Raw genomic sequence first — 26405 nt, 5'->3', positions numbered from 1 at the left:
TGCTCCCGCGACCCCACTGAGGTGGAATGAACTCGCCTGAACCACACAAAATCCGGCCGGGGAAAGGCCCGGTACTCCTCGCACTGCGCTACTACGGGCAGGAGCTGTCACGGCTCCGCCTGCTGGCCGTGCCCGCGCTGCTGCTCCCCGCGCTGGGCAACATCGGCCTCAACTACATCGCGCCCCTCGTCGTCGCGAAGCTCGTAGGACAGATCGCCGGCGGCGGCGACACGGGCGTGGACGCGGCGCTGCCGTATCTGCTCGCCTTCGCGGGCGTCCTGCTGTTCGCCGAGACGCTGTGGCGGATCGGCTTCCACTGCCTGAACCGCCTGGCCGCCCGCGGCATGGAGCGGCTGTACGTGATCGGCATGGACGAGCTGCTCGCGAAGGACGCCGCGTTCTTCCACGACCACTTCGCCGGCTCGCTGACCAAGCGGGTGCTGAGCTTCGCGTCCCGCTTCGAGCCGTTCGTGGACGCGCTGACCTTCAATGTCATCGCCAATCTGGTGCCGTTGATCTTCGGCTCGGTGGTGCTGTGGCAGTACGAGCCGCTGCTGGTCGTGGTGCTGCTCGCCATGGTCGCCGTGACCGCGTTCATCGTCGCCCCCCTCATCCGCCGCCGCCAGGCCCTGGTCGACCAGCGCGAAGAGGCCATCGCGCGGGTCTCGGGACATGTCGCGGACAGCCTGATGAACATGGACACGGTGCGGGCCTTCGCCGCCGAGGAGCGCGAGGCGGCGGAGCACCGCTCCCGGGTCGCCACGTCGCGTCGGCTGACGCTGCGCTCCTGGGACTACGGCAACCTGCGCATCGACACGCTGGTCGCCCCGATGGCCGTGCTGACGAACGTGCTCGGCCTGCTGCTGGCGGTGGCGCTCGGCGCCGGCTCGCACGGGGTGGAGGCGGTCGTGGTCGCGTTCACGTACTACTCCAACGCCACCCGGATCATGTTCGAGTTCAACCAGATCTACCGCCGCCTGGAGAGCTCGATGACGGAGGCCGCACAGTTCACCGAACTGCTGCGGGAGTCGCCGACCGTACTCGACCCGGCGACCCCGCAGGCCCTGACCGGCCGCCCCAGCACGGTCCGCTTCGACGGGGTGCGCTTCGCCCACGACGGCGGCAAGCCGCTCTTCGAGGGCCTCGACCTGGACGTCCCCAGCGGCACAAAGGTCGGCCTGGTAGGCCGCTCCGGCGGCGGCAAGACGACGCTGGCCAGGCTGCTGCTGCGGATGAAGGACATCGACGGCGGCCGCATCCTGATCGGCGGCCAGGACATCAGCGCGCTGCGCCAGACGGACCTGCGCAGCCTGATCTCGTACGTCCCCCAGGACCCGGCGATGTTCCACCGCACGCTGCGCGAGAACATCGCCTTCGCCCGCCCTGACGCCACCGACGCGGAGATCCGGCTGGCGGCGGAGGCGGCGCATGTCACGGAGTTCGCCGACGCCCTGCCCGACGGCTTCGCCACGATGGTCGGCGAACGCGGCGTAAAGCTGTCGGGCGGCCAGCGCCAGCGGGTGGCCCTGGCCCGCGCGATCCTGCGCGACGCACCGGTGCTGCTGCTCGACGAGGCGACCAGCGCCCTGGACTCCGAGAGCGAGGTCCTGGTGCAGGAGGCGCTGTGGCGGCTGATGGAGGGCCGGACGGCACTGGTGGTCGCGCACCGGCTGAGCACGGTGGCCACAATGGACCGCCTGATCGTCCTGGACCGCGGCCGGATCGTGGAGCAGGGCTCGCACCAGGAGCTGCTCGCGGCCGAGGGCGCGTACGCGAAGCTGTGGCAGCACCAGTCGGGTGGCTTCTTGGACGAGAGCGAGGAGGACTCGGACAGCTCTAACCGAACTCGTACCGCTCCCCAGCCCGCGCCGTAAAAGTGTGCTCGCCCGAGGCGAAGACGGTGCTCCGCAGCGTCAGTGCACCGTCTCGCCCCGCGGCGACCACCACCTTCCGCGCCTTGCCCGCCGCCCACTCCACGTCCACCGTGACATCGCCACGCGCCCGCAGCCCGCGTGCGCTGCCGTCCGGCCAGGTGGACGGGAGGGCGGGCAGCACCTCGATCGGGCCGTGCTGGCTCTGCAGGAGGAGTTCACAGATGCCTGCCGTGGCGCCGAAGTTGCCGTCGATCTGGAACGGCGGGTGGGTGTCCCACAGGTTCGGGAGGGTCGAGGACTTGAGCTGCTCGGAGAGCATCTTGTGCGCGTGATCGCCGTCCCGCAGCCGCGCCCAGAAGTTGATCTTCCAGGCCTTGGACCAGCCGGTGCCACCGTCCCCGCGCGCGGTCAGCGAGACCTTGGCGGCCTCGGCCCACTTCGTACCCGGCTCGATCTGCCGGCCGGGGTGGAGGCCGAAGAGGTGGGAGACGTGGCGGTGATCGTCGGACTGGCTGTCGAGGTCGGTCTTCCACTCCTGGAGCTGCCCCCAGGAGCCGATGCGCAGGCCCGGGTCGAGCTTGTCGAGGGCCTTCTCCAAGCGGGTGCGGAAGGCGGGGTCGTCGTCGAGCGTACGGGCGGCCGCGAGGGTGCTGCTGAGCAGGTCGTGCACGATCTGCTGCGACATGGCCGCGCCCGCGGTGAAGTCGCCGTGCTCGGGCGAGTAGCTCGGCGAGACGACGAGGGTGCCGTCGCGGGGGTCGGTGTGCAGGGTGTCGAGCCAGAAGGCGGCGGCGTCCTTCATGACCGGGTAGGCGGTGGCGCGCAGGTAGGCGGTGTCTCCGCTGTAGCGGTAGCGCTCGTGGAGCTGCTGGGCCAGCCACCCGGCGGCCTCGGGGAACCAGAAGGCCGTAGCCCAGTCATGGACCCCCGTGAAGCCGTACGGGTTCGTCTCGTTGTGCACGAGCCACCCGCCGGCGCCGAACATCTCCTTCGCCGTCACCCGCCCCGGCTCCACCATTTTCCGTACGTAGGTGTCGTGCGGGTCGAGGGTCTCGGCGAGGTTGGCCGGGAGGGCAGGCCAGTAGTTCATCTGCAGGTTGATGTTGACGTGGTAGTCGGCCGACCAGGGTGGTTCGGTGCTGTGGTTCCAGACGCCCTGGAGGTTGGCGGGGAGCGAGCCGGGGCGGGAAGAGGCGATGAGGAGGTAGCGGCCGTACTGGAAGAAGAGGGCTTCCAGGGCGCGGTCGGCGGGGGTTGTGCCGCCCGCGTACGAGGCGAGGAGGCGGTCGGTGGGGACGTCGGCGGGGGCGGCTTGGCCGATGTCGAGGGTGAGGCGGTCGAAGAGTTGGCGGTGGTCGCGGGTGTGCTCGGCGAGGAGGGCCTTGTAGCCCTTACGTATCGCGGCGTCGACGGTGGCGGTGATCCGGTCGTGCGGGTCGGTGCTGCGGTACTTGGGGTACGCGTCGGCGTAGTCGGTCCCCGCGGCGAGCACGAACCAGGCGGCGTTGGCGCCGGAGACGGTGAGGGTGCCGTCGCCTGCGCTGAGGGTGCCGCCCTGTGCTACGAGCCTCAGCTGCGCCTCGTAACGGAGGCCGTTGTCGGCGAGGGTGCCGCGGATCGTGAGCCGGTCGCCGGCGGCGGTGACCGTACGGTCGGCGTGCGGGGACTCGGTGCGGAGGGTGAAGCCGACCTTGCCGGGCCGGTCGGCTTCGAGCCGGCCGACGATGACGCCGGCTGGGTGGGAAGCGAAGTAGCGGCGCTGGTAGGTCACTTCGCCGTCCGCGCCGGCGCCGCCATAGCGCACCCCGGCGATGGCGTCGCGGAGGTCGAGGTCGCGGCGATACGCCTTCGGCTGCTCGGGGGCGTCGGGCACGTCGAGGTAGAAATCGCCGAAGGTCTGGTACGCGCCGTACCCGCGCTTCGGCTGGCCGAGCTCGGTGGCGACGGCCTCGGGTGCGAGCTTGGTCTCGTCGTCGATCCGGTCGATGACGCCGTCGAGGGCGCCGGGGCGGGGCGCGGTCCAGTTACCGAAGTCGTAACCGCCGGCGGACCCGGGGCCGCCCGTCCAGAGAGTCTTCTCGTTGAACTGCAGCCGCTCGGTGGCGACTCCGCCGAAGACCATGGCGCCAAGCGCGCCGGATCCGATGGGCAGCGCCTCGCGCTCCCAGTCGGCGGCGGGCTTCTCGTACCAGAGCATCAATTCATCCGAGCTATCTGGGGTCTTAGCCTCGGCTGCCACCCCGGGCATCCCCCCGGGCATCCCCACCGTCAGCGCGCCTGCACCGGCGGCGGCCAGCTTCACTGTCGCTCTTCGCGTGATCCCGTCAGCCATGGTGCGTCACGCTAGAGATAGGACCAATGCCTGGCAAGACCCTGGGTGTTGTCTTGGCCGGGTCGTCGGGTCGTCGGGTCGTCGGGTTGCCGGGCGGGGGCGGGAGCGGATGGCTTGGTATCGGATGGTGACGGCCGCGTTGCCGAGTTGCTTGGGGGTGCGGTGCGAGTGGGTTGGCTGGCTGCGGAGGAGTGGGGGTGGGGGTTGCGTCCTACTGCCGGGAGCCGGCTGGGGGGTTGGGGGCGCGCCTTCGAGGTCGGGGGCGTGCGGAGGGGCGGTGTGCGCTCTTTTTCGTGTGAGGGTGTCTGGGGGCGAGGTACCGAGGTCGTGGCCGGAGGCCTGCAAGGCGGTCGTCGGTGCTGAGCGCCGCCTTCCGTCGACCGTCGGCACAGCCTCGGTACCAAGCGCCCCGACACACCCACACGAAAAAGAGCGCACGCCGCCCCCGTTCGCGCCCCCGACCTCGAAGGCGCGCCCCCACCCTCCCCACCTGGCACCCGGCACCCCAACTCGCCCCCCGCCCCTCACTCCTCCGCAGCCAGCCAACCCACCGGCACCGCACCCCCAAGCAACCCGGCGACGCGGCCGTCACCATCCGATGCCAAATCCCCCGATGCCCGTCACTGTCATGCTTACGTCAACAATCTCGGCCAAAGGTCTGGACTAGGTCCGCCCCTGCTGCTGTCGTATGGGATACGCCCCGTTCTTACATCGTTGTAAAGCTCCGGAGGCCCCTGTGCAGATCCCTCGCATGGCAAAACGCTCAAGACGCTCAAGACACCCAAGACACCCAAGACGCTTACGCAACTTGGCCACGGCAGCCGCCACGTTCACCCTGGCCGCCGTCACCCTCCTCGTCCCCGCCGCCCCCGCGGCACCCGCCGCGCCCACCGCCGACTGGACGCCCAAGCCGCCCCCGATGACCACCCCGTGGACCAACGACGTCCCGGTCGACAAACCGCTGCCCGAGTACCCGCGACCCCAGCTCACCCGCCCCGACTGGGCCAACCTCAACGGCATCTGGGACTTCGCGGTCACCGGCAGGGACGCCGGAAAGCCCGCCGCCTTCCCCGATCAGATCCGCGTCCCGTACCCCGCCGAGTCCGCGCTGTCCGGCATCCAGCGCCGCGTCAGCCAGAACGACAAGCTCTGGTACCAGCGCACCGTCACCGTCCCCGCCGGCTGGTCAGGCCGCCGCGTTGTGCTCAACTTCGGCGGTGCCGACTGGGAGACCACGGTCTGGGTCAACGGCAAGCAGGCGGGTGCCGCCCATCGTGGCGGCTACGACGCCTTCAGCTACGACATCACCGACCTGCTGCAGGCGGGCAGCAACACCCTCACCGTCTCCGTCTACGATCCGACCGAGAACGGCGGCCAGGCCATCGGCAAGCAGCGCGCCGACCATGACATCAAGCCGCACCCCGGCGGCGGCATCATGTACACCGCCGCCTCCGGCATCTGGCAGACGGTGTGGCTGGAGCCGGTGGCCGCCGCGCACATCACCCGCGTCGACATGGTCCCGGACCTGAGCAGTAACACCCTGAAGGTCACGGTCCGCGGCACCGGCCTCGCGGGCCACACCGCCCGTATCACCGTCTCGTCCGGCGGCACGGTGGCGGGCAGCGCGACCGGCGCTGCGGGCAGCCAGTTCACGGTGCCCATCGCCAGTCCGCGCCTGTGGACGCCCGAGGATCCCTTCCTCTACGACGTGAAGGCCGAGCTGATCGGCAGCGGCGGCACGCCCGTCGACACCGTCGGCAGCTACACCGGCATGCGCTCCATCGCGATCGCCGATGTGAAGGGCGTCAAACGCCCCGTACTCAACGGCAAGCCGGTCTTCCAGACCGGCACCCTCGACCAGGGCTACTGGCCCGACGGCATCTACACCGCCCCCACCGACGCCGCTCTGAAATACGACCTGCAGGCGCTGAAGAACCACGGCTTCAACATGGTCCGCAAGCACATCAAGGTGGAGCCGCAGCGCTGGTTCTACTGGGCGGACAGGCTCGGCCTGCTGGTCTGGCAGGACATGCCGGCGATGGACAGCGGCAAGACCCCGGACGCCGGTGCCCGCACGCAGTGGGAGGCGGAGTACCACGCGATCATCGACCAGCATCGCAGCTCGCCGTCGCTGGTGATGTGGGTGAACCAGAACGAGGGCTGGGGCCAGTACGACCAGGCCCGGATCGCGAATGAGGTGAAGTCCCGCGACCCGTCGCGGCTGGTCAACAACATGAGCGGGGTCAACTGCTGCGGCTCGGTGGACGGCGGAAACGGGGACGTCGTCGACAACCACGTGTACGTCGGCCCGGGGAACACCTCCCCCAGCGCCTCGCGCGCCGCGGTGCTCGGCGAGTACGGGGGCCTGGGCTTCAAGGTCGCCGGCCACGAGTGGTACCCGGGCGGCGGTTTCTCGTACGAGGACCAGCCGAGCCTCGCCGCGCTCAACGACCGCTTCACCGGCCTGCTGAACACCCTGCGCATCCACTCCCTCCCGGCCGGTCTTTCGGCGGCCGTATACACCGAGACCACCGACGTCGAGAACGAGGTCAACGGCCTGCTCACGTACGACCGTCAGGTCACGAAGGTGGACACCGCCCGGGTCAAGGCGGCCAACGAGGCCCTGATCGCCGCCTCCCGCGACCCGGCGAAGCCGGCCGCCATGCCGACGGGGCAGTACGTCTCGCTCCGCGTGACGACCCCCGGCTATACGAATCGCTACCTCCGGCACCAGGACGGGCTCGGCTTCACCGAGGTCGTCGACGCGGGCAGCAGCAGTCTGCTGAAGCAGGACGCGACCTGGAAGGTGGTCGCCGGCCTGGGCAACTCGCTCTGCTACTCCTTCGAGTCCCGCAACTATCCCGGCCAGTACCTCCGGCACCGCGACTTCCGGCTGTACAAGGAGGCGGGTGACGGCTCCCGCCTCGCCAAGGAAGACGCGACATTCTGCCCACAGCAGGGCAGCGGCGGGCTGCGGCTGTCCTCGGCGAACCTTCCCGGCAGCCACATCCGGCACATCAACGCCGAGGTCTGGCTGGCCACTCCGGGCGGCGGCCACGCCTGGGACAACCCGGCGACGTTCACGGAGGACACCACGTGGGCGGTGGCGCCTGCCTGGGCGCCGTAGGAGAGCCGCAGGAGAGCCGTAGGACAGTCGCGGAAATGATGCCGGGCCCCGGGAGCTGATGTGCTCCCGGGGCCCGGCGTGCCGGGAGGCCGTCCCCCTCCCGGCAGGTTCTGCGGTGTTACGCCTTCAGCGGGAGGACCGCCGTCGGGGCGTCGCCCGGCTCGGTGGCGAGCTCCTCGAACTCCTTCACCGCGCTGATGTCCGCGGTCGGGGACATCGCGATGTTCGTGATGCGCTCCAGGATGGCCTCGACGACGACCGGGACCTGGTGCTCCTCCGCCAGCTTCTTGGCGTGCTCCAGGGCCTCGCCCAGCTCGCTCGGGTCGGTCACCCGCACCGCCTTGCAGCCCAGGCCCTCGGCGACCTTGATGTGGTCGACGCCGTAGACGCCCAGCTCGGGGGCGTTGATGTTCTCGAACTCGAGGTTGACCTCGAAGTTGATGTCGAGGTTGGTCTGCGCCTGGCGGATCAGGCCGAGGTAGGCGTTGTTCACCAGCACGTGGACGTACGGGATCTTGTGCTGGGCGCCGACGGCCAGCTCCTCGATGAGGAACTGGAAGTCGTAGTCGCCGGACAGCGCGACCACCGGGGTCTCCGGGTCGGCCTTCGCCGCGCCCAGCGCCGCCGGGATGGTCCAGCCGAGCGGGCCGGCCTGGCCGCAGTTGATCCAGTGCCGCGGCTTGTAGACGTGCAGCATCTGGGCGGCGGCGATCTGCGAGAGGCCGATGGTGGAGACGTAGCGGGCGTCGCGGCCGAACGCCTTGTTCATCTCCTCGTACACGCGCTGCGGCTTGATCGGGATGTTGTCGAAGTGCGTCTTGCGCTGCAGCGTGGCCTTGCGCTCCAGGTGCGAGGCGACCCACGCCGAGCGGTCGGGCAGCCGGCCGTCGGCCTTGAGCTCCTTCGCGACCTCGACGAACAGCTGCAGCGCGGCCTTGGCGTCGGAGGTGATGCCGTAGTCCGGGGCGAAGATCTTGCCGATCTGGGTCGGCTCGATGTCGACGTGCACGAACTTGCGGCCCTCGCGGTACACGTCCAGCTTGTAGCCGGTGTGGCGGTTGGCCCAGCGGTTGCCGATGCCGAGGACGAAGTCCGACTCCAGGAAGGTGGCGTTGCCGTAGCGGTGGCCGGTCTGCTGGCCGACCATGCCGGCGTTGAGCTCGTGGTCGTCCGGGAGGACGCCCCAGCCCATCAGGGTCGGGACGACGGGGGTGTTCGTGAGCTCGGCGAACTCGACCAGGAGGTCGCTCGCGTCGGCGTTGATGATGCCGCCGCCGGCGACGATCAGCGGGCGCTCGGACTCCAGGAGGAAGCGGATCGCCTTCTCGACCTGGGCGCGGGTCGCGGCCGGCTTGTAGACCGGCAGCGGCTCGTACGTCTCCGGGTCGAAGTCGATCTCCGTCATCTGCACGTCGATCGGCAGGTCGATGAGGACCGGGCCCGGGCGGCCGGAGCGCATGAGGTGGAAGGCCTCGGCGAAGACGCCGGGGACCTGGGCGGCCTCCAGGATGGTCGTCGCCTTCTTGGCCACCGGGGCGGCGATGGAGGCGATGTCGACGGCCTGGAAGTCCTCCTTGTGCAGGAGGTGGGTCGGCGCCTGGCCGGTGATGCACAGGATCGGGATCGAGTCGCCGATCGCCGAGTACAGGCCCGTGATCATGTCGGTGCCGGCCGGGCCTGACGTGCCGATGCAGACGCCGATGTTGCCGGCCTTGGCGCGGGTGTAGCCCTCGGCCATGTGCGAGGCGCCCTCGACGTGGCGGGCGAGGGTGTGGTCGATCTCGCCGGCCTCCTTGAGGGCCTTGTAGAAGGGGTTGATCGCGGCGCCCGGCACGCCGAATGCGTTCGTCACGCCTTCGCGCTTGAGGATCTCCACTGCCGCACGGGCGGCTGTCATACGAGGCATGTGAGTTCTCCTGCTGTGTCGTGCGCCTGCATTTTTCCGCTATGCGGAAGTTAGCTTCTACGATATGAAAGCAATGTAGGCCCGCCACCCTGGCCCGTCAAGGGATCTATCCGTCGGCCAGGACTTACGATGCGGCCGTGACACTCGACCTGCACCGCTTGTGGATCTTCATGCACGTCGTAGAGCAGCAGGGATTCTCTGCCGCGGCCCAGAAGCTCTACATGAGCCAGCCGTCCGTCTCGAATCAGGTGCGCAGGCTGGAGGAATCCCTGCGGACCACGCTGGTGGACCGGTCCAGTGCGCGGGTCCGGCCGACCGCCGAGGGCGAGCTGCTGGCGGAGTACGCGCACCGCGTCTTCCTCCTGGCCGACGAGGCCGTCTCGGCGGTGCAGCAGCTGAGCGGGCTGAAGACCGGGCGGCTGGTGGTGGGCGGGACGACTACCGTCGGCACCTATCTGCTCCCGGACCTGGTGGCCCTGTATCGCGGCCGCTACCCCGGCATCGAGACGCACATCCTCGTCGACAACAACGCGAACGTGACCCGCCAGCTGCTCAGCGGCGAGGTCGGCGTCGCCGTCATCGCGGGAACACCCACGGACGCCCGGCTCGCCGGCGAGGCGGTCCTGGAGGACGGCATGGCGCTCATCGCGCCACCCGGGCACGAGCTCGCGCGGCAGGGCGGCGCGGTGACCGCGGACATGCTCGCCGGCCGGCGGTTCGTGCTGCGCGAGCCCGGCTCCCACACCCGCGAGGTCCAGCAGCGGACCCTGGAGCACTGGGGCGTGGTGGATCCGCCGCACACCGACGCCTGGGGGCCAGAGGTGCTGAAGCGGTGCGTACGGGCCGGGCTCGGCATCTCCCTGATCTCCGAGCATGCGGTGGAGGACGAGCTCGCGGCCGGGACCGTGGTGCGGCTGCCGACCGAGCAGCCCGCCATGACCAGGGCCATCACGCTCGTACGCCGCCGGGACCGCATCCTCTCCCCGGCGGAGACCGCGTTCATGGAGTTGCTGCGGGAACAGCGCACTTGGCGGGTGGGCGAATAGCTCCCATAGCCAATCCCGGGGTTCTGCTCCGCCGCTCGCGCCAGCACGCTCATGGGCAGCAGGAAGTCCCACCCGCAAGCCCAGGGAGCACGAGTGACAGCGCGGACCTTCAGCGTCAACGGCAGAACGTACGCCATGCCGGCCCAGCCCGTGGTGGTGATCTGCATCGACGGCAGCGAACCCGACTACCACCTCGAGGCGATGGCGGCCGGCCGGATGCCCTGGCTCAGCAAGGTCCTGGAGACCGAGGGCACCTCATGGCCCGCGCACTGCGCCATGCCGGCGCTGACCAACCCGAACAACGTGTCCATCGCCACCGGCCGGCCGCCGAGCGTGCACGGCATCAGCGGCAATTACCTCTTCGACACGGAGAGCGGCGAAGAGGTCCTGATGAACGACGCGCGCTTCCTGCGCGCCCCCACGCTCTTCGCCGCGGCGAACGAGGCGGGCCTCGACGTCGTCGTCGTAACGGCAAAGGACAAGCTGCGCAGGCTGCTCGGCGCAGGCCTCGTCGAGGACGGACCGGCGCTCGACGGTACGGACGGCTTCGCCGCCCCGTCGCGGCGCGGCATCTGCTTCTCGGCGGAGCAGGCCGACCGGGCCACGGAGGCGGCGAACGGGATCGACGGCGTACTCGACCTCGTCGGCAAGCCGCTCCCCGAGGTCTACTCCCCCGACCTCAGCGAGTTCGCCCTGGCCGCGGGCGTGGAGATCCTCGCGACACGCGGCGCGGACCTGATGTACCTGTCGCTCACCGACTACATCCAGCACAAGCACGCGCCCGGCACCGAGACCGCCAACGCCTTCTACGAGATGATCGACGGCTACGCCGGGAAGCTGGCCGGCCTCGGCGCGGTCGTGGTGCTGACGGCGGACCATGGCATGAGCGCGAAGTCCGACGAATCGGGCAAGGCCCGCGTCGTGTACGTCGAGGACGAGGTCCGCCGCATCCTCGGCACCCCCGCCGACGCCGAGCCCGGTGACCTGCGCGTCATCCTCCCGATCACCGACCCGTACACCGTCCACCACGGCGCCCTCGGCTCCTTCGCGAGCGTGCACCTCCCCCAGGACGCCGACCGTACGACCACGATCGCGCGGCTCCGCGAGATCCCCGGCATCGAGGAAGTCCACGGCCGGGAGGAAGCGGCCGAGCGCTACGCCCTCCCCGCCGACCGCATCGGCGACATCGTCGTACTCGCCGAGGCCGGGACCGCCCTCGGCCGCTTCGCCGCCTGGCACGACCTCAGCGGCCTCGACGCTCCGCTGCGCTCGCACGGGGCGCTCGGCGAGCAGCAGATCCCGTTCCTGGTCAACCGGCGGCTGCCGGAGCAGCAGGGCCGGATCCACAACTACGACGCCTTCTGGGCGGCCACCACGCTGGTCAGCCGCCAGGAGCCCCAGCACACCAACTGATCCCGCAGTTCAGATTGGTCGTAACCCATGTCCCGCACAGGAGATCTCATACCGGGGACGCAGCTCCCCGACCCCGAGCCCTTGTCCGAGAAGGCGTACCGGCGGCTGAAGTGGCGCATGCTGCTGGCGGCCATGTTCTGCTACTTCTTCTTCTACACCGGCCGGCAGACCTTCGGCTTCGCCATCCCCGGCATCGAGGAGGACCTGGGCCTGAGCAAGGCCACCCTGGGCGCGATCAGCGGCGCGCTGCTGTGGTCGTACGCCGCCGGCCAGATGATCACCGGCAATCTGGCGGACAAGTGGGGCGGCCGGCGGATGATGACGGCCGGCGCGATCCTGTCCACGATCCTCAACTGGGGCACCAGCTTCGGCACCGGCGCGAAGTCGCTCGGCGTGCTGTGGGGAGCCAACGGCTTCGCGCAGTCGCTGGGCTGGCCGTCCGGCGGGCGGGTCATCTCCAACTGGTGGGCGCCGCACGAGCGCGGCAAGAGCTTCGGCTTTTACACCTTCGCCGCGGGCATGGCCTCGGTGCTGGCGTTCGTCACGTCGACGATCGTGGTGGACACGCTGGAGCTGGACTGGCAGTGGATCTTCCGGGCGCCGGTGCTGCTGATGCTGGTGGGCGGCGTGACGTTCTATCTGGTCGCCCGGGAGAGCCCGGAGCGGGCCGGGGTGCGGGCGCCCGCCGGCCACACCGCGGCCGATGCGGACGAGCCCCCCAGCGCAGCCGACGAACCGCCGGGCGAGACTTCCCTCCAGCGCTACCGCGCGGTGCTGCGCAACCCGAAGATCTGGTCCGCCGGCATCGCCATCGGCTTCCAGAACGCCGCCCGCTACGGCCTGCTGATCTGGGTCCCCGTCTACTTCCTCGGCGAGGACTGGGAGGACGGCGGCGGCAGCATCAGCCCGCTGTGGATCTCGGTCGCGCTGCCCGTCGGCATGGCGGCGGGCGCGCTGGTCAACGGCCAGCTCTCCGACCGCCTCTTCGGCTCCCGGCGGGACCGCCCGATCATCCTGTTCATGGTCCTCGGCGCCGTGATGGCCATGGTCATGTACGCCGCCCCGCTGGGCACGACGACCGGCATCGTCGTCCTGTTCCTCACCGGCTTCTTCGTGTACGGGCCGCAGTCGTCGTTCTGGGCGCTGTGCCCGGACATCGCCGGGAAGCGGATGGCCGGCACGGCGACCGGCGCCGTGAACTGCTTCGCCTACCTCTTCGCCGGAGCGGCCGAGCCGATGGTCGGCCACCTGATGGACAGCACCGGCAACACCAGCCTCATCTTCCCTATCGTGGCCGCCTGCTGCACGTGCAGCGCTCTGGTCGCCCTCACGATTCGACGCTAGGCAGGACCAGGATGACGACGACAAGCACCAGCCCTGCCGCCCGTACCGGCACCGCACTTCCCCAGGCCGCCGTCTGGTCGGGTCCGGACAGCGGCTTCGCCCTCCAGGCGCAGCCGGTGCCCGAACTGGCCCCCGGCGAGGTCCTGGTCCGGGTCGAGCTGGCCACGATCTGCGGCAGCGACCTGCACACCATCGCCGGCGACCGCCCCACGCCGCTGCCCACCGTCCTCGGGCACGAGGCCGTCGGGTCCGTCGAGGCGGTGGCGGGGTCGGTACGGACCGCCGACGGCAGCCCGGTCGAGCCCGGCCTGCGCGTGACGTGGACGATCGGCACGTCCTGCGGCAGCTGCCGGCGCTGTGTCCGCGGCGTACCCCAGAAGTGCACCGAGGTACGGAAGTACGGCCACGAGGCCCTCACCGGCCGCTGGCGGCTGAACGGCGGCTTCGCCAGCCACTGCCATCTCGTCCCCGGCACCGGGCTGGTCGCCGTACCGCCGGAGCTCCCCGCCACGGTCGCGGCCCCGGCCAACTGCGCGACCGCCACCGTCGTCTGCGCCGCCCGCCGGGCGGGGCTCGCGGCAGGGGACTCGGTCATCGTGACCGGCTGCGGCATGCTGGGCCTGACCGCGGTCGCGTACGCCCGCGAGCAGGGCGCCGAGCACGTCATCGCCTGCGACATCGACGAGACCCGGCGGGAGCTGGCGGCGGCCTTCGGCGCCACCGCCGTATGCGCGCCCGATGAACTCGCGGAGCACGCGGCCAAGTCGGGCGCCGACGTCGTCTTCGAGCTCTCCGGGAACAGCCGCGCCGTGCAGTCGGCGCTCGACATCGTCGGCATGGACGGCCGGGTGGCCCTCGTCGGCTCGGTCTCCCCCGGCCCCAGGGTCGACTTCGAGCCCAACGCCTTCGTACGCAACCTCACCCGCGTCGTCGGCTGCCACAACTACACCGTCGACGACCTGTCCGAAGCCGTCGGCTTCCTGGCGCGCACCTCGCGACAGCACCTGTTCACCGGTCTCGTACCCGACTCCTTCCCCCTGTCCGAGATCGACGCGGCCGTCGCCGCGGCCCGCCGCGGGGCCGCGCCACGTGTCGCCCTGCACACCGTCTGACCTGCCCGTACGCCCCCGCCGGCCGACCAGGCCGGCCGTACTCCCGGAGCCGCCGCATGGCACATCCGAGCCCCGACCACCTGCTGAACCACATCGACGGCCGCTGGACGGCCTCCGCCACAGAAGCGGTCCGCGCGAACGTCAACCCGGCGGACACCGGCGATATCATCGGCCACTTCACCGAGTCCGACGCCAAGGACGCGGCGGCCGCCGTGGACGCCGCCCACGCGGCCGCCGCCGGCTGGGACGCTCTCGGCCCCATCAAGCGCGCGGAAATCCTGCGGTCGGCCGGGCGGCTGATCGAGCAGCGGCGCGGGGAGTTCGCCGAGGCGATCACCCGCGAGCAGGGCAAGCGGCTGGCCGAGGGGCACGCGGAGGTGACCCGGTCCCTCGCCATCCTCGACTTCACCATCGGCGAGGCCCGCCGGATCAACGGCATCACCACGCCCGCCGAGGAGCCGCGGACGCTCGCGATGACGTTCCGGCGGCCGCTCGGCGTCGTCGGCCTGATCACTCCGTGGAACTTCCCGGTCGCCATCCCCATGTGGAAGGTCGCCCCCGCGCTGCTGTCCGGCTGTACGGCCGTGCTCAAACCGTCGCCGCTGACCCCGTGGACCGGGGCCCTCCTGGTGCAGGCGTTCACGGACGCGGGGGTGCCGGTCGGCGTACTCAATCTCCTCCAGGGCGACCGCGATCCGGGGGCGGCGCTCGTGGCCGATCCGCGCATCGCCGGGATCTCCTTCACCGGCTCGCTGCCCGTCGGGCAGGCCATCAACCAGGCGGGCGCGGCCCGGCTGCTGCGCACGCAGCTGGAGCTCGGCGGCAAGAACGCGCTGATCGTGCTGGCAGACGCCGATCTCGAGGCCGCCGTGGAGGCGATCCTGCACGGCGCGTTCGGGCAGAGCGGCCAGCGCTGCAGCGCCACGAGCCGCGTCATAGTCGACCGTACGGTCAAGGACGACCTGCTCGCGCTGCTGGTGCCGCGGGTGCGGGCCATGCGGGTCGGGCCCGGCGACGAGGAGTGGGCCGACATCGGCCCCGTGGTCAACGACGAGCGGCAGCGCGCCTGCCTGGACGCGGTCGGGACGGCCCGCTCGGCGGGGGCCAGGGTGCTGTGCGGCGGCGGGGCCGCCGATGTCGGGACGCCCGGCTACTTCGTCGAGCCGACCGTCCTCGCCGACGTCCCCTGGGACAGCGAGATCGCCCAGGAGGAGGTCTTCGGCCCGGTCCTGTCCGTCATCGACTGCGACGGCTACGAGGACGCCATGCGCATCGCGAACTCCGTGAAGTACGGCATGTCCGGCACCATCTTCACCGGCAGCCAGTCCCTGGCCATGCAGGCCCTCCAGGACTTCCAGGCCGGCATGCTCCACGTCAACCGCCCCGGCACCGGCGCCTACGCCCACCTGCCCCACATGGGCACCAAGGCCTCCCAGCTCGGCGCCCCGGAGTGCTCACCCGAGGTGTGGGACTTCTACACGGACCTGCGCTCGGCCTGCATCAGGTACTGACCGGCCGTCGTGGCGGTCAGCGTGTTCAAGACGACTGCACGCTGACCGCCGTACGACCGTCAGTGCGCGGCGGCGGCGAGTGCCGGCTCTTCCTCGACCGTGTCCTCCGTGGGCTTCTTCCGGCCGAGGTGGTTGAACGCGAGGTTCAGCACGATGGCCGTCAGGCAGCCGGTGCTGATGCCGGAGTCCAGGACCACCAGCAGGTCCTCGGGCATGTTGTGGTAGAACTCCGGCGCGGCGACCGGGATCATGCCGACGCCGATCGAGACCGCCACGATGATGGCGTTCTCGCCCTTTTCCAGGGCGGCCGAGGCGAGGGTCTGGATGCCGCTGGAGGCGACCGAGCCGAAGAGGACGATGCCCGCGCCGCCGAGGACCGGCATCGGCACCAGGGAGACGACGGAGGCCGCGACCGGGAAGAGGCCGAGCACGACCAGGATCAGGCCGCCCGCGGCGACCACGAAGCGGCTGCGCACCTTGGTCATGGCGACCAGGCCGACGTTCTGGGCGAAGGCGGAGGCCATGAAGCCGTTGAAGAGCGGCGACAGGGCGCTGCCGAGGGTGTCCGCGCGCAGGCCGCCGGCGATGGTCTTCTCGTCGGCCGGCTTGCCGACGATCTTGCCGAGCGCCAGCATGTCCGCCGTCGACTCGGTCATGCAGACCAGCATCACGATGCACATCGAGATGATCGCGCCCACCTCGAACTGCGGGGCGCCGAAGTGGAACGGCGTCGGGAAGCCGATGACGTCCGCGTCCGAGATCGCGGAGAAGTCCGTGATGCCGACCGGGATGGCGATCAGGGTGCCGATGACGAGGCCGATCAGGATCGCGATCTGCTGCAGGAAGCCGCTCAGCAGCTTGCGCAGCACCAGCACGATGACCATGGTCACCGCCGCCATCGCGATGTTCTCCGTGGAGCCGTAATCAGGCGCCTTCGCATCGCCGCCCTGCGCCCAATTGAAGGCTACCGGCAGCAGCGAGAGGCCGATCAGGACGATGACCGTCCCGGTGACCAATGGCGGGAAGAAACGCAGCAATTTACAGAAAACGCCGGAGAATGCGAAGCCGAGCAATCCGGCCACAATTATCGCGCCGAATATGACGGCTATGCCCTCGTCACCCCGGCCCGCGCCGATCGCCACCATGGGCGTGACCGCGGCGAAGGTGACGCCGTTGACGAAGGGCAGCCTGGCCCCGATCTTCCAGACCCCGAGCGTCTGGAGGAGCGTGGCGAGGCCCGCCGTGAAGAGGCTGGCGCCGATCAGGAAGGCGGTTTCCTTCGCGTCAAGACCCACCGCCGGACCCACGATCATCGGCGGGGCGACCACCCCGGCGTACATCGCGGCCACATGCTGAAGGCCGTTCGTGAAGAGCTTCCAGGGCGGCAGCATCTCGTCAACCGGGTGCGTCCCGCTATTCGGTTGTTGTTCTTCTTGCACAGTGCTTTCGGCGGCCACGAGGCGCCTCCTGTCGATTTACTACGTCGTCTTTGACGTTGCTTTCAGGGAGGTATTGCTGGTGGTGCTTCGGTGATGCGGTTGTGCGTTTGTTTACGCCCCGTGCGGGGGTCTGGCCCGGCCGGGAGCCGTCCCTCCCGGCCGGAGTCTGTGAGTGCGCTTACGCCTCCGCGGCGATCCGCGCCAGGCGCTTCGCCTGGTCCCGGGCGTCCCGCGCGATCGATTCCTCGTCCACGGTGGTGAGGTGCGAGTCGGTCACGATCTGCCGCCCGTTGACGAAGGACGCCGTCACCGGCGCCGCGGCGCCGAAGACCAGCGCCGCGACCGGGTCGGCGATCGTCGAGTGGCCGAGGCCGTCGAGCTTCCAGAGCACGACGTCGGCGAGCTTCCCGGGCTCCAGCGAGCCGATCGAGTCGGCGCGGCCGAGCACCTGCGCGCCGCCGTACGTGCCGAGGCGCAGCGCCTCGCGGGCGTTGAGCGCCTTCTCCTTGTGCGGGCCGAGGCGGTTGACCAGCAGCGCGTTACGGAGCTCGGTGTGCAGCTCGCCGGTCTCGTTCGACGCCGTGCCGTCGACGCCGAGGCCGACCGGGACCCCGGCGGCCAGCATGTCCGGCACCCGGGCGATGCCCGCCGCCAGCCGCGCGTTGGAGGACGGGCAGTGAGCCACCCCCGTCTTCGTACGGGCGAAGGCCGCGATGTCGGAGTCGCTCATGTGGACGGAGTGCGCCATCCACACGTCCTCGCCGAGCCACCCCGTCGACTCGAAGTAGTCGGTCGGGCCCATGCCGAAGAGCTCGTGGCAGAACTTCTCCTCCTCCACGGTCTCCGAGCCGTGTGTGTGCATCCGCACGCCCTTGCGGCGGGCCAATTCCGCGCCCTGCTTGAGCAGTTCCGTAGAGATGGAGAAGGGCGAGCACGGCGCGGCCGCCACCTGCGTCATCGAGTCGAAGGCGGCGTCGTGGTGCGTGTCGATCGCCTGCTCCGTGCCCGCCAGCGCGCCATCGAGGGTCTCCACCGCGAAGTCGGGCGGCAGGCCGCCGTCCTTCTCGCTGCGGTCCATGGAGCCGCGGGCGAGGGTGAAGCGCACGCCCATGTCGCGGGCCGCGCCGACGATCGCGCCGGCCAGGTCGCCGGCGCCGACCGGGTAGACGTAGTGGTGGTCCATCGCCGTGGTGACGCCGCCGCGCGCCATCATCGCCAGGGAGCCCTGGGCGGCCGCCCGTACCATCGGCTCGTCGATCCGGGCCCAGGTCGGGTAGAGGGCGACGAGCCAGTTGAAGAGGTTGTGGTCCTGGGCCAGGCCGCGGGTGATCCACTGGTAGAAGTGGTGGTGCGTGTTGACCAGGCCGGGCGTGGCCAGGTGGCCGTCGGCGTCGATGCGGCGGACCACATTCTCAAGACCGTCCGGGGCCTTTCCTGGACCCACTGCCTCGATCAGGTTGTCCGCGAGGACGAGGTGGCCGGACACGTACTCCGTGTCGTGTGCGTCCACGGTCGCGATGGCGCAATTCTCGATGACGATGCGCTCGGGGGCTGCCGATGGTGCCATGGTGTTTCCTTCTCGGGTTTCCGGCGGGGCGGGCACGGCAGGGCCCTACGGAGATTTGAGTGCCGCAGCCGCGGTGACGCCGCTGCGGGTGCCGAGATGGTGGAAGAACAGATTCAGCGACACGGCGACCAGCGCGCCCGCGCTGATCCCGGAGCCGAGCACGGTCTGCGCCCAGGCCGGGAAGTCGGCGTAGAACTTCGGCGCGGCGAGCGGGATGATGCCCGCGCCCAGCGAGATGGCGACCAGGATGATGTTCGAGCTGTCGTCGAGCCCGGCCTCGGAGAGCGTACGGATCCCGCTCACGGCGATCGAGCCGAAGAGGACGATGCCCGCGCCGCCGAGGACCGGCATCGGGACCAGGTTGACCACGGCGCCGAGCACCGGGAAGGCGCCGAGGACGACGAGGGTGGCGCCGGCGACGGCGACCACATAGCGGCTGCGCACCCGGGTCAGCGAGACGACGCCGACGTTCTGCGCGAAGGCGGAGGTGGGGAAGCCGCCGAAGACCGGCCCGATGAGGGTGGCGAGGCCGTCCGTACGCAGCCCGCGGGTGATGGTCTTCCCGTCGGTCTTGCGCTCGCAGATCTCGCCGACGGCGATCATCCCGGCCGACGACTCGGTCATCAGCACCAGCATCACGATGCACAGCGAGAGGATCGCGGCGGGCTGGAAGGTGGGGGCGCCGAAGTCGAAGGGCGTGGGCAGCGCGGCGACCGGGGCGGACGACAGTGCGGAGAAGTCGGCCAGGCCGAAGGGGATCGCGGCGAGGGTGCCGATGAGCAACCCCATGAGCAGCGCGATCTGCTTCAGGAAGCCGCGCCCGAAGCGCTGGAAGAGCAGGATCACGACGAGCGTGAAGGCCGCGAGGGCCAGGAACTTCATGTCCCCGTGCTGCGGTGAGCTCTCGTCGCCGCCCTGCGCCCAGCCGATCGGCACGGGCATCAGGGTGACGCCGATGAGGGTGATGACCACGCCGGTGACCAGCGGCGGGAAGAAACGCAGAAGTCTGCCGAAGAAGGGCCCGATGACGAGGCAGAAGACGCCGGCGACCATGACCGCGCCGTAGATGGCGGGGAGCTGCTCGCCTTTCGAGTTGGACTCGGCGATGGCGAGGATGGGGGCGATGCCCGCGGAGGAGGCGGCGTTGACGAAGGGGAGCCGGTTTCCGGCGAAACCTTTCACCCCGAGGGTCTGCAACAGGGTGGCGAGCCCGGCGAGGAGCAGTCCGGCGGCTATCAGCCGGGTCTGCGCGGCGGTGTCGAGGCCGACGGCCTGGCCGATGATGAGCGGCGGGGTGACGACACCCGCGTACATCGCGGCTATGTGCTGGAGCGCGGCGGGGACGAGCCGCGAGGGATGGAGCTTTTCATCCACCGGGTGGCACTGCTCGGACTGCGCATCTTGTCCGTCAATCGGTGGAGTCGTACACGGGCCTTCTGCCGGCCTCTTTGCCTGCTGAGCCATTTACGGTCGTTCCCTCGGGTGTGGCACGGCCCCGCCCGCTGCGTTTCGGGCGGGGCCGTGCGGCCGACGTCAGAGGTTGGTCATGTCGATCGGTATGCGCTGCTCTGCACCGTCGCGCAGGATCGTGGCCTCGATCAGGCCGTACGGGCGGTCCGCGGCGTAGTAGACGGCGCCGTCCTTGGCGTCGTTGTCGAGGTCGCAGAAGCCGAGGTCCTGGCGGAAGTGGTGCTTGTTGGGCGCCGAGAAGCGGATCTCGTCGACCTCCGCGCGGTTGTTGATGACCCGCGAGCCCATCTGGAAGAGGGTCTGCTGCAGCGAGAGGGAGTAGGTCTCCACGAAGGCGTGCAGGATGTTCTTCTTCACCTGCTCGTACGAGCGCTCCCAGTTGGGGTTCCGCTCGTCGTCGCCGCCGGTCCAGGTGTGCCGCCACCAGGTGGACAGCGACGTCGCGAGGATGCGGTCGTAGTCCTCCTTCAGCGTCGTGTACTTGTCCTTGATGTAGCCCCAGAACTCGGAGTTCGTGGTGTTCATGACGGTGAGGTCCTTGAGGCCGGAGAGGACCTCGAACTTCTCGCCGTCATAGGTGACCTGGGCGACCCGGACTTCCTGGCCCTTGCGGACGAAGGAGTGCTTGACGTCGTCGGCGCCGATGAAGTTGGAGTTGGCGTCGGAGCCGGCGATGCGCTCCCAGGCGTACTCCTCGAGGCGGATTCGCGCCCGGTGGATGGACGGCTGGCTGTCGACGAAGTGCCGGGCCAGGTGGATGCCGTACTGCTCGATCGACTCGATGCCGTATTCCTTGGCAAAGGCGAAGCAGGTGTTCTTCGTGGTGTCGGTCGGCAGGCAGTTGGCGTTCGACCCGGTGAGGTGGACGTCGTCCAGGTCACCGCTGAGGGCGACGGAGACGTTGACGTCCTTGATGTGGTGGGTGTCGCCGTCCCGCGTGATCTTGACGACCCGGTTCTCTGCCTTGCCGTACTGGTTCTGTCCCAGAATGGTGGGCATGTCTGCTAGCTCCCTCGGTAAACGGAGTAGCCGAACGGGTTGAGCAGCAGCGGCACGTGGTAGTGCTCGCCCGGCTTGACGGCGAACGTGATCGCCACCTCCGGGAAGAACACTCCGGTCGCGTCGCTGTCCCGATTCGCGGGGGCGTCCTGCTGCGTATCGGCTTGCTTGTTGGTGAAGTACGGCTCGACCGCGAAGTCGAGGCGTACATGGGTGGTGCCTTCCGACAGCGCCGGGAGGTCCTTGCAGCGGCCATCGGCATCGGTCTTGGACCCGCCGAGCTTCTGCCAGTTCCCATCGGCGTCCTTGGCCGACAGTGAGATGGCGACGCCCTCGGCCGGTCGGCCGATGCTGGTGTCGAGGATGTGCGTCGACACCGATGCGGTCGTTGCGGTGCTCATGCGGAGGTTCCCTCTTCCTCTACGAGACGGGTCAGCCGGATGCGGTTGATCTTGCCCAGCTGCTCACGGACGATCTCCCGCTCCTGCTCCGGCGTGTTGCCGATGCGCTCCTTGACCGCGGCGAGCATGTCCTCGCCGGTGAGGCCGGTGGCGCAGATGAGAAAGACGTGCCCGAACTTGTCCTGGTACGCCAGGTTCCGCTCGAGCATCTCCGCCTTGAGCGCCTCCGACGCGCCCGCCATCCCCGCCTGCTCCTTGTTGGAGGTAGGGTCGCCGGGCTTGGGGCGGCCGATCGGCGGGTGGCCCGCCATGGCCTCGTCCAGGTCCGCCGCGCTGAGCTTCGCCATGGCGGCGTCGCTGGCGGCGAACAGGGACTCGGCGTCGGCGTACGGCCGCCCGGCGGCGACGGTCTGCCCCCAGGCGGAGGAGCTGCACACCTCGTGCAGAAGCTCGGCCGCGATGGGGGCGTCGGAGGAGTTGAACCGGGAAAGACCCGGCGTTGCGCTGGAAGTCACAACGGAAAGCTAATTCCGCATTGCGGGAGCGTCAACAGTTTGTTGAAGGAAGTTTGATCGATCATTCAGGCCGACCAACCGCCCCGTCGCCCCGCCCTACTCCCGGTTCAGGTAGTTGTACACGGTAAAACGGCTCACACCCAGCGCCGAAGCAACCGTCTCCACCCCATGGCGCACCGAGAAGGCCCCGCGCTGCTCCAGGATCCTGACGACCGACTGCTTGGTCTTGCGGTCGAGGTCGGCCAGCGGGCCGCCGTGGCGGCGCTCCAGGTCGGCCAGGATGTGGTCGAGGGAGTCGGAGAGGTGCGGCAGCCGGACGGCGACCACGTCCTCGCCCTCCCAGGCCAGCACGACGTCGTCGTTCTTTGCGTCATCGGGCGGGACCATTTCCGCGCCCATGGCGTCGACCAGCGGCTTCACCGCCGCGACGAAAGGGTGCTCCCCCTGGCCCCCAGTCATGCCGCATCGCCCTCTCTGACCACGTTCACCTGCAGCGACACCCGGGTGGCGCCGGCGGCCAGCGACTTGCGCAGCAGCGCGTCGACGGCGGTCAGCACCGCGTCGGCCTCCCCCTCCGCGGTATTGCCGAACGGGCCGACATCGACCCCGTCCAGCTCCGCCCCCTGCACGACCTCTCGCGCCACCACCGCATGCTCCGGCGACTCGTCCAGATCGAACGGCTCCGTCGTGAACTCCACTCGCAAACGCACGCCCTCACCCTAGCCGGACCTGCGGCGCAAGGACGTGGCGTGATGCGGGATCGGCCGGGAGGCCTTGACACCACCCCCTCCCGGCGGCAAGACTTCCGTTAATCAGAAAGAAACTTCCGCGATACGGAAGGAGCGCGTTACCCCTCATGGGCTTCGAGAACCAGCGCTTCGATGTGAACCTGTCGATCCTCTACACCGAGCTTCCGCTGCTGGAGCGCCCGGCGGCCGCCGCCGCGGCCGGCTTCGACGCGGTCGAGCTCTGGTGGCCCTGGGTCGACGCCGCCACCCCCGAGCAGTCCGAGCTGGACGCCCTGCGCGACGCGCTCAACGACGCCGGCACCAAGCTCGTGGGCCTCAACTTCTACGCGGGCCAGCTGCCCGGCCCCGACCGCGGCGCGCTGTCGATCCCGGGCGCCGAGTCGGAGAAGTTCCGTGCGAACCTCGCCGTCGCCGCCGACTTCGCCAAGTCGCTCGGCTGCACCGCGCTCAACGCGCTCTACGGCAACCGCGTCGAGGGCGTGGACCCGGCCGAGCAGGACAAGCTCGCCCTGGAGAACCTCGTCCTCGCCGCCCGCGAGGCCGACCGCGTCGGCGCCATCCTCCTGATCGAGGCGCTGAACAAGCCCGAGTCGCCGCTGTGCCCGATCGTCAGCGCCCCGAAGGCCGCCGAGGTCATCGAGCAGGTGAACAAGGCCACCGGGCTCGGCAATGCCAAGTTCCTGATGGACCTGTACCACCTGTCGATGAACGGCGAGGACCTGAACGAGGTCATCGAGAAGTACGCGGACATCACCGGCCACGTGCAGATCGCCGACAACCCGGGCCGCGGGGCGCCCGGAACGGGCGCGCTCCCCCTCGAGGACCTGCTGGCCCAGCTCCGCAAGGCGGGCTACGACGGCTACGTCGGGCTGGAGTACAAGCCGGGCGACGCCCCGAGCGCCGACTCGTTCGGGTGGCTCGCGCCCGAGCACCGCGCCTCGCACTGAGGCCCGTACGCAAAGGGCCGCCCTCAAAGACTTCGCTTTACCCAGAAAGGCATTACCCATGAGCAACCTCCCCAAGATCGCCTGGATCGGCCTCGGCATCATGGGCTCCCCCATGTCGGAGCACCTGATCAAGGCCGGTTACGACGTCACCGGCTTCACCCTCGAGCAGGACAAGCTCGACCGCCTCGCCGCCGCGGGCGGCAAGGCCGCGGGCTCCGTCAAGGAGGCCGTGCAGGGCGCCGATGTGATCGTCACGATGGTTCCGGCCTCCCCGCAGGTCGAGGCCATCGCGTACGGCGAGGACGGCATCCTGGAGAACGCCAAGTCCGGCGCCCTCCTGATCGACATGTCCTCGATCACCCCGCAGACCTCCGTGGACCTGGCCAAGAACGCCGCGGCCAAGAACATCCGCGTGCTGGACGCCCCGGTCTCCGGCGGCGAGGCCGGCGCCGTCGAGGCCGTTCTGTCGATCATGGTCGGCGGCACCGAGGAGATCTTCGCCGAGGCGAAGCCGATCCTGGACAAGCTGGGCAAGACCATCATCCTCTGCGGCCCGCACGGCGCCGGTCAGACGGTGAAGGCCGCCAACCAGCTCATCGTGGCCGTGAACATCCAGGCCTGCGCCGAGGCCGTCGTCTTCCTGGAGAAGAGCGGCGCCGACATGGAGGCGGCGCTTGAGGTCCTCAACGGCGGCCTGGCCGGCTCGACCGTCCTGACCCGCAAGATGCAGAACTTCCTGAAGCACGAGTTCGCCCCCGGCTTCAAGATCGACCTGCACCACAAGGACATGGGCATCGTCACCGACGCCGCCCGCAACGTCGGCGCTGCCCTCCCGGTCGGCGCGGTCGTGGCCCAGCTGGTCGCCTCCCTGCGCGCCCAGGGCGACGGCGGCCTGGACCACTCGGCGCTGCTGCGCGCGGTGGAGCGCCTGTCGGGCGACAAGGTCGCGTAACAGCTCCGCTGCGGTCCGGGGGAATCCCGGGGGCTTCGCTCCCGGACCCCCGACCGCGCCCCAATGACCCCGGGCGGCGCCGGCTGACACCTGTCCTGTCGCGCCCAGGCCGGCGCCGCCCGGATTCCACCCATTTGTTTTTCAACGAACTGTTGAAATCTGCTTCAACAGAGTGTTGACTCGCCTCCACGAAGTCAATGCTGCATCGCATGAAAGGTCCTACAGGTCACCATGGCTAAGCCCACGCTGACGACTGAGTCCGGCGCCCCGGTCGCCGACAACCAGAACTCCGCCTCCGCCGGCGTCGGCGGCCCCCTCCTGATCCAGGACCAGCACCTCCTGGAGAAGCTCGCCCGGTTCAACCGCGAGCGGATCCCGGAGCGCGTCGTGCACGCCCGCGGCTCCGGCGCGTACGGCCACTTCGAGGTGACCGACGACGTCACCGGCTTCACCAAGGCCGACTTCCTCAGCGAGATCGGCAAGCGGACCGAGACCTTCATCCGCTTCTCGACCGTGGCCGACAACCTGGGCGGCGCGGACGCGGTCCGTGACCCGCGCGGCTTCGCGCTGAAGTTCTACACCGAAGAGGGCAACTACGACCTCGTCGGCAACAACACCCCGGTCTTCTTCATCAAGGACCCGCTGAAGTTCCCGGACTTCATCCACTCGCAGAAGCGCGACCCGTTCACCGGCAAGCAGGAAGCCGACAACGTCTGGGACTTCTGGGCGCACGCCCCCGAGGCCACCCACCAGATCACCTGGCTGATGGGCGACCGCGGCATCCCCGCCTCGTACCGGCACATGAACGGCTACGGCTCGCACACCTACCAGTGGACGAACGAGGCCGGCGAGGCCTTCTTCGTGAAGTACCACTTCAAGACGAACCAGGGCATCCGCAGCCTGTCGTCCGAGCAGGGCGCCGAGCAGGCCGGCAAGGACGCCAACAGCCACCAGACCGACCTGCTGCAGGCCATCGAGCGCGGCGTGCACCCGTCCTGGACGCTGTACGTGCAGATCATGCCCGCGGCCGAGGCGGCGGACTACCGCTTCAACCCGTTCGACCTCACCAAGGTGTGGCCGCACAAGGACTACCCGCTGCAGCGCGTCGGCCGCCTGGTCCTGGACCGTAACCCGGACAACGTCTTCGCCGAGGTCGAGCAGTCCGCCTTCTCGCCGAACAACTTCGTCCCGGGCATCTCCGCCTCCCCGGACAAGATGCTGCAGGGCCGCCTCTTCGCGTACGCCGACGCGCACCGCTACCGCCTGGGCGTCAACCACACCCAGCTGGCCGTGAACGCGCCCAAGGCGACCGAGGCCCACAACTACGGCCGCGACGGCCTCATGGCCACCAACGGCCAGGGACGCGGCGCGAAGAACTACGAGCCGAACTCCTACCAGGGCCCGGCCGAGACCGGCGTCCCCGGTGCCGCCCCGCTGGCGCTGACCGGTTACACCGGCACCCACGCCGCCCCGGCGCACACCAAGGACGACGACTTCTTCCAGGCCGGCGAGCTCTTCCGCCTCATGTCCGAGGACGAGAAGCAGCGCCTGGTGGCGAACATCGCCGGCGGCCTCTCGCAGGTCTCCCGCGAGGACGTCATCGAGAAGAACCTCGCCCACTTCCACGCCGCCGACACCGACTACGGCAAGCGTGTGGAGGAGGCAGTCCGCGCCCTGCGCGAGGACTGAGAGGCACCGAAC

General features: G+C 69.8%; 20 protein-coding genes. 10 read left to right on the top strand and 10 right to left on the bottom strand.

Annotated features, from left to right (window positions below):
- The first annotated feature begins 26 nt into the window (after positions 1-26).
- On the top strand, positions 27-1874 hold the full coding sequence (locus ACNNMR_RS35515; protein ID WP_419998816.1) for an ABC transporter ATP-binding protein: 1848 nt from the start codon (positions 27-29) through the stop codon (positions 1872-1874).
- Here ACNNMR_RS35515 and ACNNMR_RS35510 read toward each other — a convergent pair.
- Positions 1837-4071, bottom strand: coding sequence for a glycosyl hydrolase family 95 catalytic domain-containing protein (locus ACNNMR_RS35510; RefSeq protein WP_420000588.1), 2235 nt, complete (start codon positions 4069-4071; stop codon positions 1837-1839). The genes ACNNMR_RS35515 and ACNNMR_RS35510 overlap by 38 nt on opposite strands.
- A gap of 886 nt (positions 4072-4957) precedes the next feature.
- Between ACNNMR_RS35510 and ACNNMR_RS35505 the strand changes: the two genes are divergently transcribed.
- Positions 4958-7333, top strand: coding sequence for an AbfB domain-containing protein (locus tag ACNNMR_RS35505; protein WP_419998815.1), 2376 nt, complete (start codon positions 4958-4960; stop codon positions 7331-7333).
- Between the two features lie 118 nt (positions 7334-7451).
- On the opposite strand, the gene gcl is transcribed toward ACNNMR_RS35505, so the two are convergent.
- Positions 7452-9239, bottom strand: a complete 1788-nt coding sequence (gcl, locus tag ACNNMR_RS35500; RefSeq protein WP_419998814.1) for a glyoxylate carboligase — start codon at positions 9237-9239, stop codon at positions 7452-7454.
- Between the two features lie 137 nt (positions 9240-9376).
- Here gcl and ACNNMR_RS35495 point away from each other — a divergent pair, with 137 nt between their 5' ends.
- The 5 genes from ACNNMR_RS35495 (at position 9377) to ACNNMR_RS35475 (ending at position 15665) form a co-directional block, all read left to right on the top strand.
- Entirely contained in the window at positions 9377-10285 is a 909-nt protein-coding gene (locus tag ACNNMR_RS35495; RefSeq protein ID WP_419998813.1) for a LysR family transcriptional regulator, read from the top strand.
- Positions 10286-10378: 93 nt separating this feature from the next.
- Positions 10379-11698, top strand: a complete 1320-nt coding sequence (phnA, locus tag ACNNMR_RS35490; RefSeq protein ID WP_419998812.1) for a phosphonoacetate hydrolase — start codon at positions 10379-10381, stop codon at positions 11696-11698.
- Positions 11699-11725: 27 nt separating this feature from the next.
- Positions 11726-13042 (top strand): MFS transporter, encoded by a 1317-nt coding sequence (locus ACNNMR_RS35485; RefSeq protein ID WP_419998811.1) that lies wholly within the window; start codon positions 11726-11728, stop codon positions 13040-13042.
- 11 nt (positions 13043-13053) lie between these two features.
- Positions 13054-14154, top strand: coding sequence for a zinc-binding dehydrogenase (locus ACNNMR_RS35480; RefSeq protein WP_419998810.1), 1101 nt, complete (start codon positions 13054-13056; stop codon positions 14152-14154).
- Between the two features lie 56 nt (positions 14155-14210).
- Positions 14211-15665, top strand: coding sequence for an aldehyde dehydrogenase family protein (locus ACNNMR_RS35475; protein ID WP_419998809.1), 1455 nt, complete (start codon positions 14211-14213; stop codon positions 15663-15665).
- Between the two features lie 59 nt (positions 15666-15724).
- Here ACNNMR_RS35475 and ACNNMR_RS35470 read toward each other — a convergent pair whose 3' ends face one another.
- From ACNNMR_RS35470 to ACNNMR_RS35435, 8 genes are all read right to left on the bottom strand, one after another.
- Entirely contained in the window at positions 15725-17056 is a 1332-nt protein-coding gene (locus ACNNMR_RS35470; protein ID WP_419998808.1) for a nucleobase:cation symporter-2 family protein, read from the bottom strand.
- 226 nt (positions 17057-17282) lie between these two features.
- The gene (locus ACNNMR_RS35465; protein WP_419998807.1) at positions 17283-18671 is read right to left on the bottom strand and encodes an 8-oxoguanine deaminase; all 1389 of its coding nucleotides are present in this window, start codon (positions 18669-18671) and stop codon (positions 17283-17285) included.
- 45 nt (positions 18672-18716) lie between these two features.
- Positions 18717-20135, bottom strand: a complete 1419-nt coding sequence (locus ACNNMR_RS35460; protein WP_419998806.1) for a nucleobase:cation symporter-2 family protein — start codon at positions 20133-20135, stop codon at positions 18717-18719.
- A 69-nt stretch (positions 20136-20204) separates the two neighbouring features.
- Positions 20205-21140: a factor-independent urate hydroxylase gene (gene pucL / locus ACNNMR_RS35455; protein ID WP_419998805.1), complete on the bottom strand. Its 936-nt coding sequence runs from the start codon at positions 21138-21140 to the stop codon at positions 20205-20207.
- A gap of 5 nt (positions 21141-21145) precedes the next feature.
- Positions 21146-21541, bottom strand: coding sequence for a hydroxyisourate hydrolase (gene uraH, locus ACNNMR_RS35450; protein WP_419998804.1), 396 nt, complete (start codon positions 21539-21541; stop codon positions 21146-21148).
- The gene (gene uraD / locus ACNNMR_RS35445; RefSeq protein WP_419998803.1) at positions 21538-22056 is read right to left on the bottom strand and encodes a 2-oxo-4-hydroxy-4-carboxy-5-ureidoimidazoline decarboxylase; all 519 of its coding nucleotides are present in this window, start codon (positions 22054-22056) and stop codon (positions 21538-21540) included. The genes uraH and uraD overlap by 4 nt, the downstream gene beginning before the upstream one ends.
- Before the next feature lie 96 nt (positions 22057-22152).
- Positions 22153-22515, bottom strand: coding sequence for a helix-turn-helix domain-containing protein (locus tag ACNNMR_RS35440; RefSeq protein WP_419998802.1), 363 nt, complete (start codon positions 22513-22515; stop codon positions 22153-22155).
- Positions 22512-22766 (bottom strand): hypothetical protein, encoded by a 255-nt coding sequence (locus ACNNMR_RS35435; protein WP_419998801.1) that lies wholly within the window; start codon positions 22764-22766, stop codon positions 22512-22514. The genes ACNNMR_RS35440 and ACNNMR_RS35435 overlap by 4 nt, the downstream gene beginning before the upstream one ends.
- Before the next feature lie 146 nt (positions 22767-22912).
- Between ACNNMR_RS35435 and ACNNMR_RS35430 the strand changes: the two genes are divergently transcribed.
- From ACNNMR_RS35430 to ACNNMR_RS35420, 3 genes are all read left to right on the top strand, one after another.
- Positions 22913-23752: a TIM barrel protein gene (locus ACNNMR_RS35430; protein WP_419998800.1), complete on the top strand. Its 840-nt coding sequence runs from the start codon at positions 22913-22915 to the stop codon at positions 23750-23752.
- A gap of 58 nt (positions 23753-23810) precedes the next feature.
- A complete protein-coding gene (locus ACNNMR_RS35425) occupies positions 23811-24704 on the top strand; it encodes a 2-hydroxy-3-oxopropionate reductase (RefSeq protein ID WP_419998799.1) in 894 nt (297 codons plus the stop codon).
- A 231-nt stretch (positions 24705-24935) separates the two neighbouring features.
- Entirely contained in the window at positions 24936-26393 is a 1458-nt protein-coding gene (locus ACNNMR_RS35420) for a catalase (RefSeq protein WP_419998798.1), read from the top strand.
- Positions 26394-26405: the final 12 nt, after the last annotated feature.

This window comes from Streptomyces boninensis (assembly GCF_048572725.1).
In the GTDB taxonomy this organism is placed as follows: domain Bacteria; phylum Actinomycetota; class Actinomycetes; order Streptomycetales; family Streptomycetaceae; genus Streptomyces; species Streptomyces boninensis.
The sequence above is the reverse complement of the archived record's forward strand: the minus strand, read 5'-3'. Positions and strand labels throughout refer to the sequence as shown.

Excerpts from the sequence above, each read along its gene's own strand:
- ACNNMR_RS35465 (WP_419998807.1), bottom strand. The coding sequence starts at position 18,671 with ATGGCACCATCGGCAGCCCCCGAGCGCATCGTCATCGAGAATTGCGCC.
- uraH (WP_419998804.1), bottom strand. The coding sequence starts at position 21,541 with ATGAGCACCGCAACGACCGCATCGGTGTCGACGCACATCCTCGACACC.
- ACNNMR_RS35440 (WP_419998802.1), bottom strand. The coding sequence starts at position 22,515 with ATGACTGGGGGCCAGGGGGAGCACCCTTTCGTCGCGGCGGTGAAGCCG.
- ACNNMR_RS35505 (WP_419998815.1), top strand. The coding sequence starts at position 4,958 with ATGGCAAAACGCTCAAGACGCTCAAGACACCCAAGACACCCAAGACGC.
- ACNNMR_RS35515 (WP_419998816.1), top strand. The coding sequence starts at position 27 with ATGAACTCGCCTGAACCACACAAAATCCGGCCGGGGAAAGGCCCGGTA.
- ACNNMR_RS35430 (WP_419998800.1), top strand. The coding sequence starts at position 22,913 with ATGGGCTTCGAGAACCAGCGCTTCGATGTGAACCTGTCGATCCTCTAC.
- ACNNMR_RS35510 (WP_420000588.1), bottom strand. The coding sequence starts at position 4,071 with ATGCTCTGGTACGAGAAGCCCGCCGCCGACTGGGAGCGCGAGGCGCTG.
- ACNNMR_RS35485 (WP_419998811.1), top strand. The coding sequence starts at position 11,726 with ATGTCCCGCACAGGAGATCTCATACCGGGGACGCAGCTCCCCGACCCC.
- ACNNMR_RS35425 (WP_419998799.1), top strand. The coding sequence starts at position 23,811 with ATGAGCAACCTCCCCAAGATCGCCTGGATCGGCCTCGGCATCATGGGC.
- ACNNMR_RS35420 (WP_419998798.1), top strand. The coding sequence starts at position 24,936 with ATGGCTAAGCCCACGCTGACGACTGAGTCCGGCGCCCCGGTCGCCGAC.
- ACNNMR_RS35475 (WP_419998809.1), top strand. The coding sequence starts at position 14,211 with ATGGCACATCCGAGCCCCGACCACCTGCTGAACCACATCGACGGCCGC.
- gcl (WP_419998814.1), bottom strand. The coding sequence starts at position 9,239 with ATGCCTCGTATGACAGCCGCCCGTGCGGCAGTGGAGATCCTCAAGCGC.
- ACNNMR_RS35470 (WP_419998808.1), bottom strand. The coding sequence starts at position 17,056 with ATGCTGCCGCCCTGGAAGCTCTTCACGAACGGCCTTCAGCATGTGGCC.
- pucL (WP_419998805.1), bottom strand. The coding sequence starts at position 21,140 with ATGCCCACCATTCTGGGACAGAACCAGTACGGCAAGGCAGAGAACCGG.
- ACNNMR_RS35460 (WP_419998806.1), bottom strand. The coding sequence starts at position 20,135 with ATGGCTCAGCAGGCAAAGAGGCCGGCAGAAGGCCCGTGTACGACTCCA.
- ACNNMR_RS35480 (WP_419998810.1), top strand. The coding sequence starts at position 13,054 with ATGACGACGACAAGCACCAGCCCTGCCGCCCGTACCGGCACCGCACTT.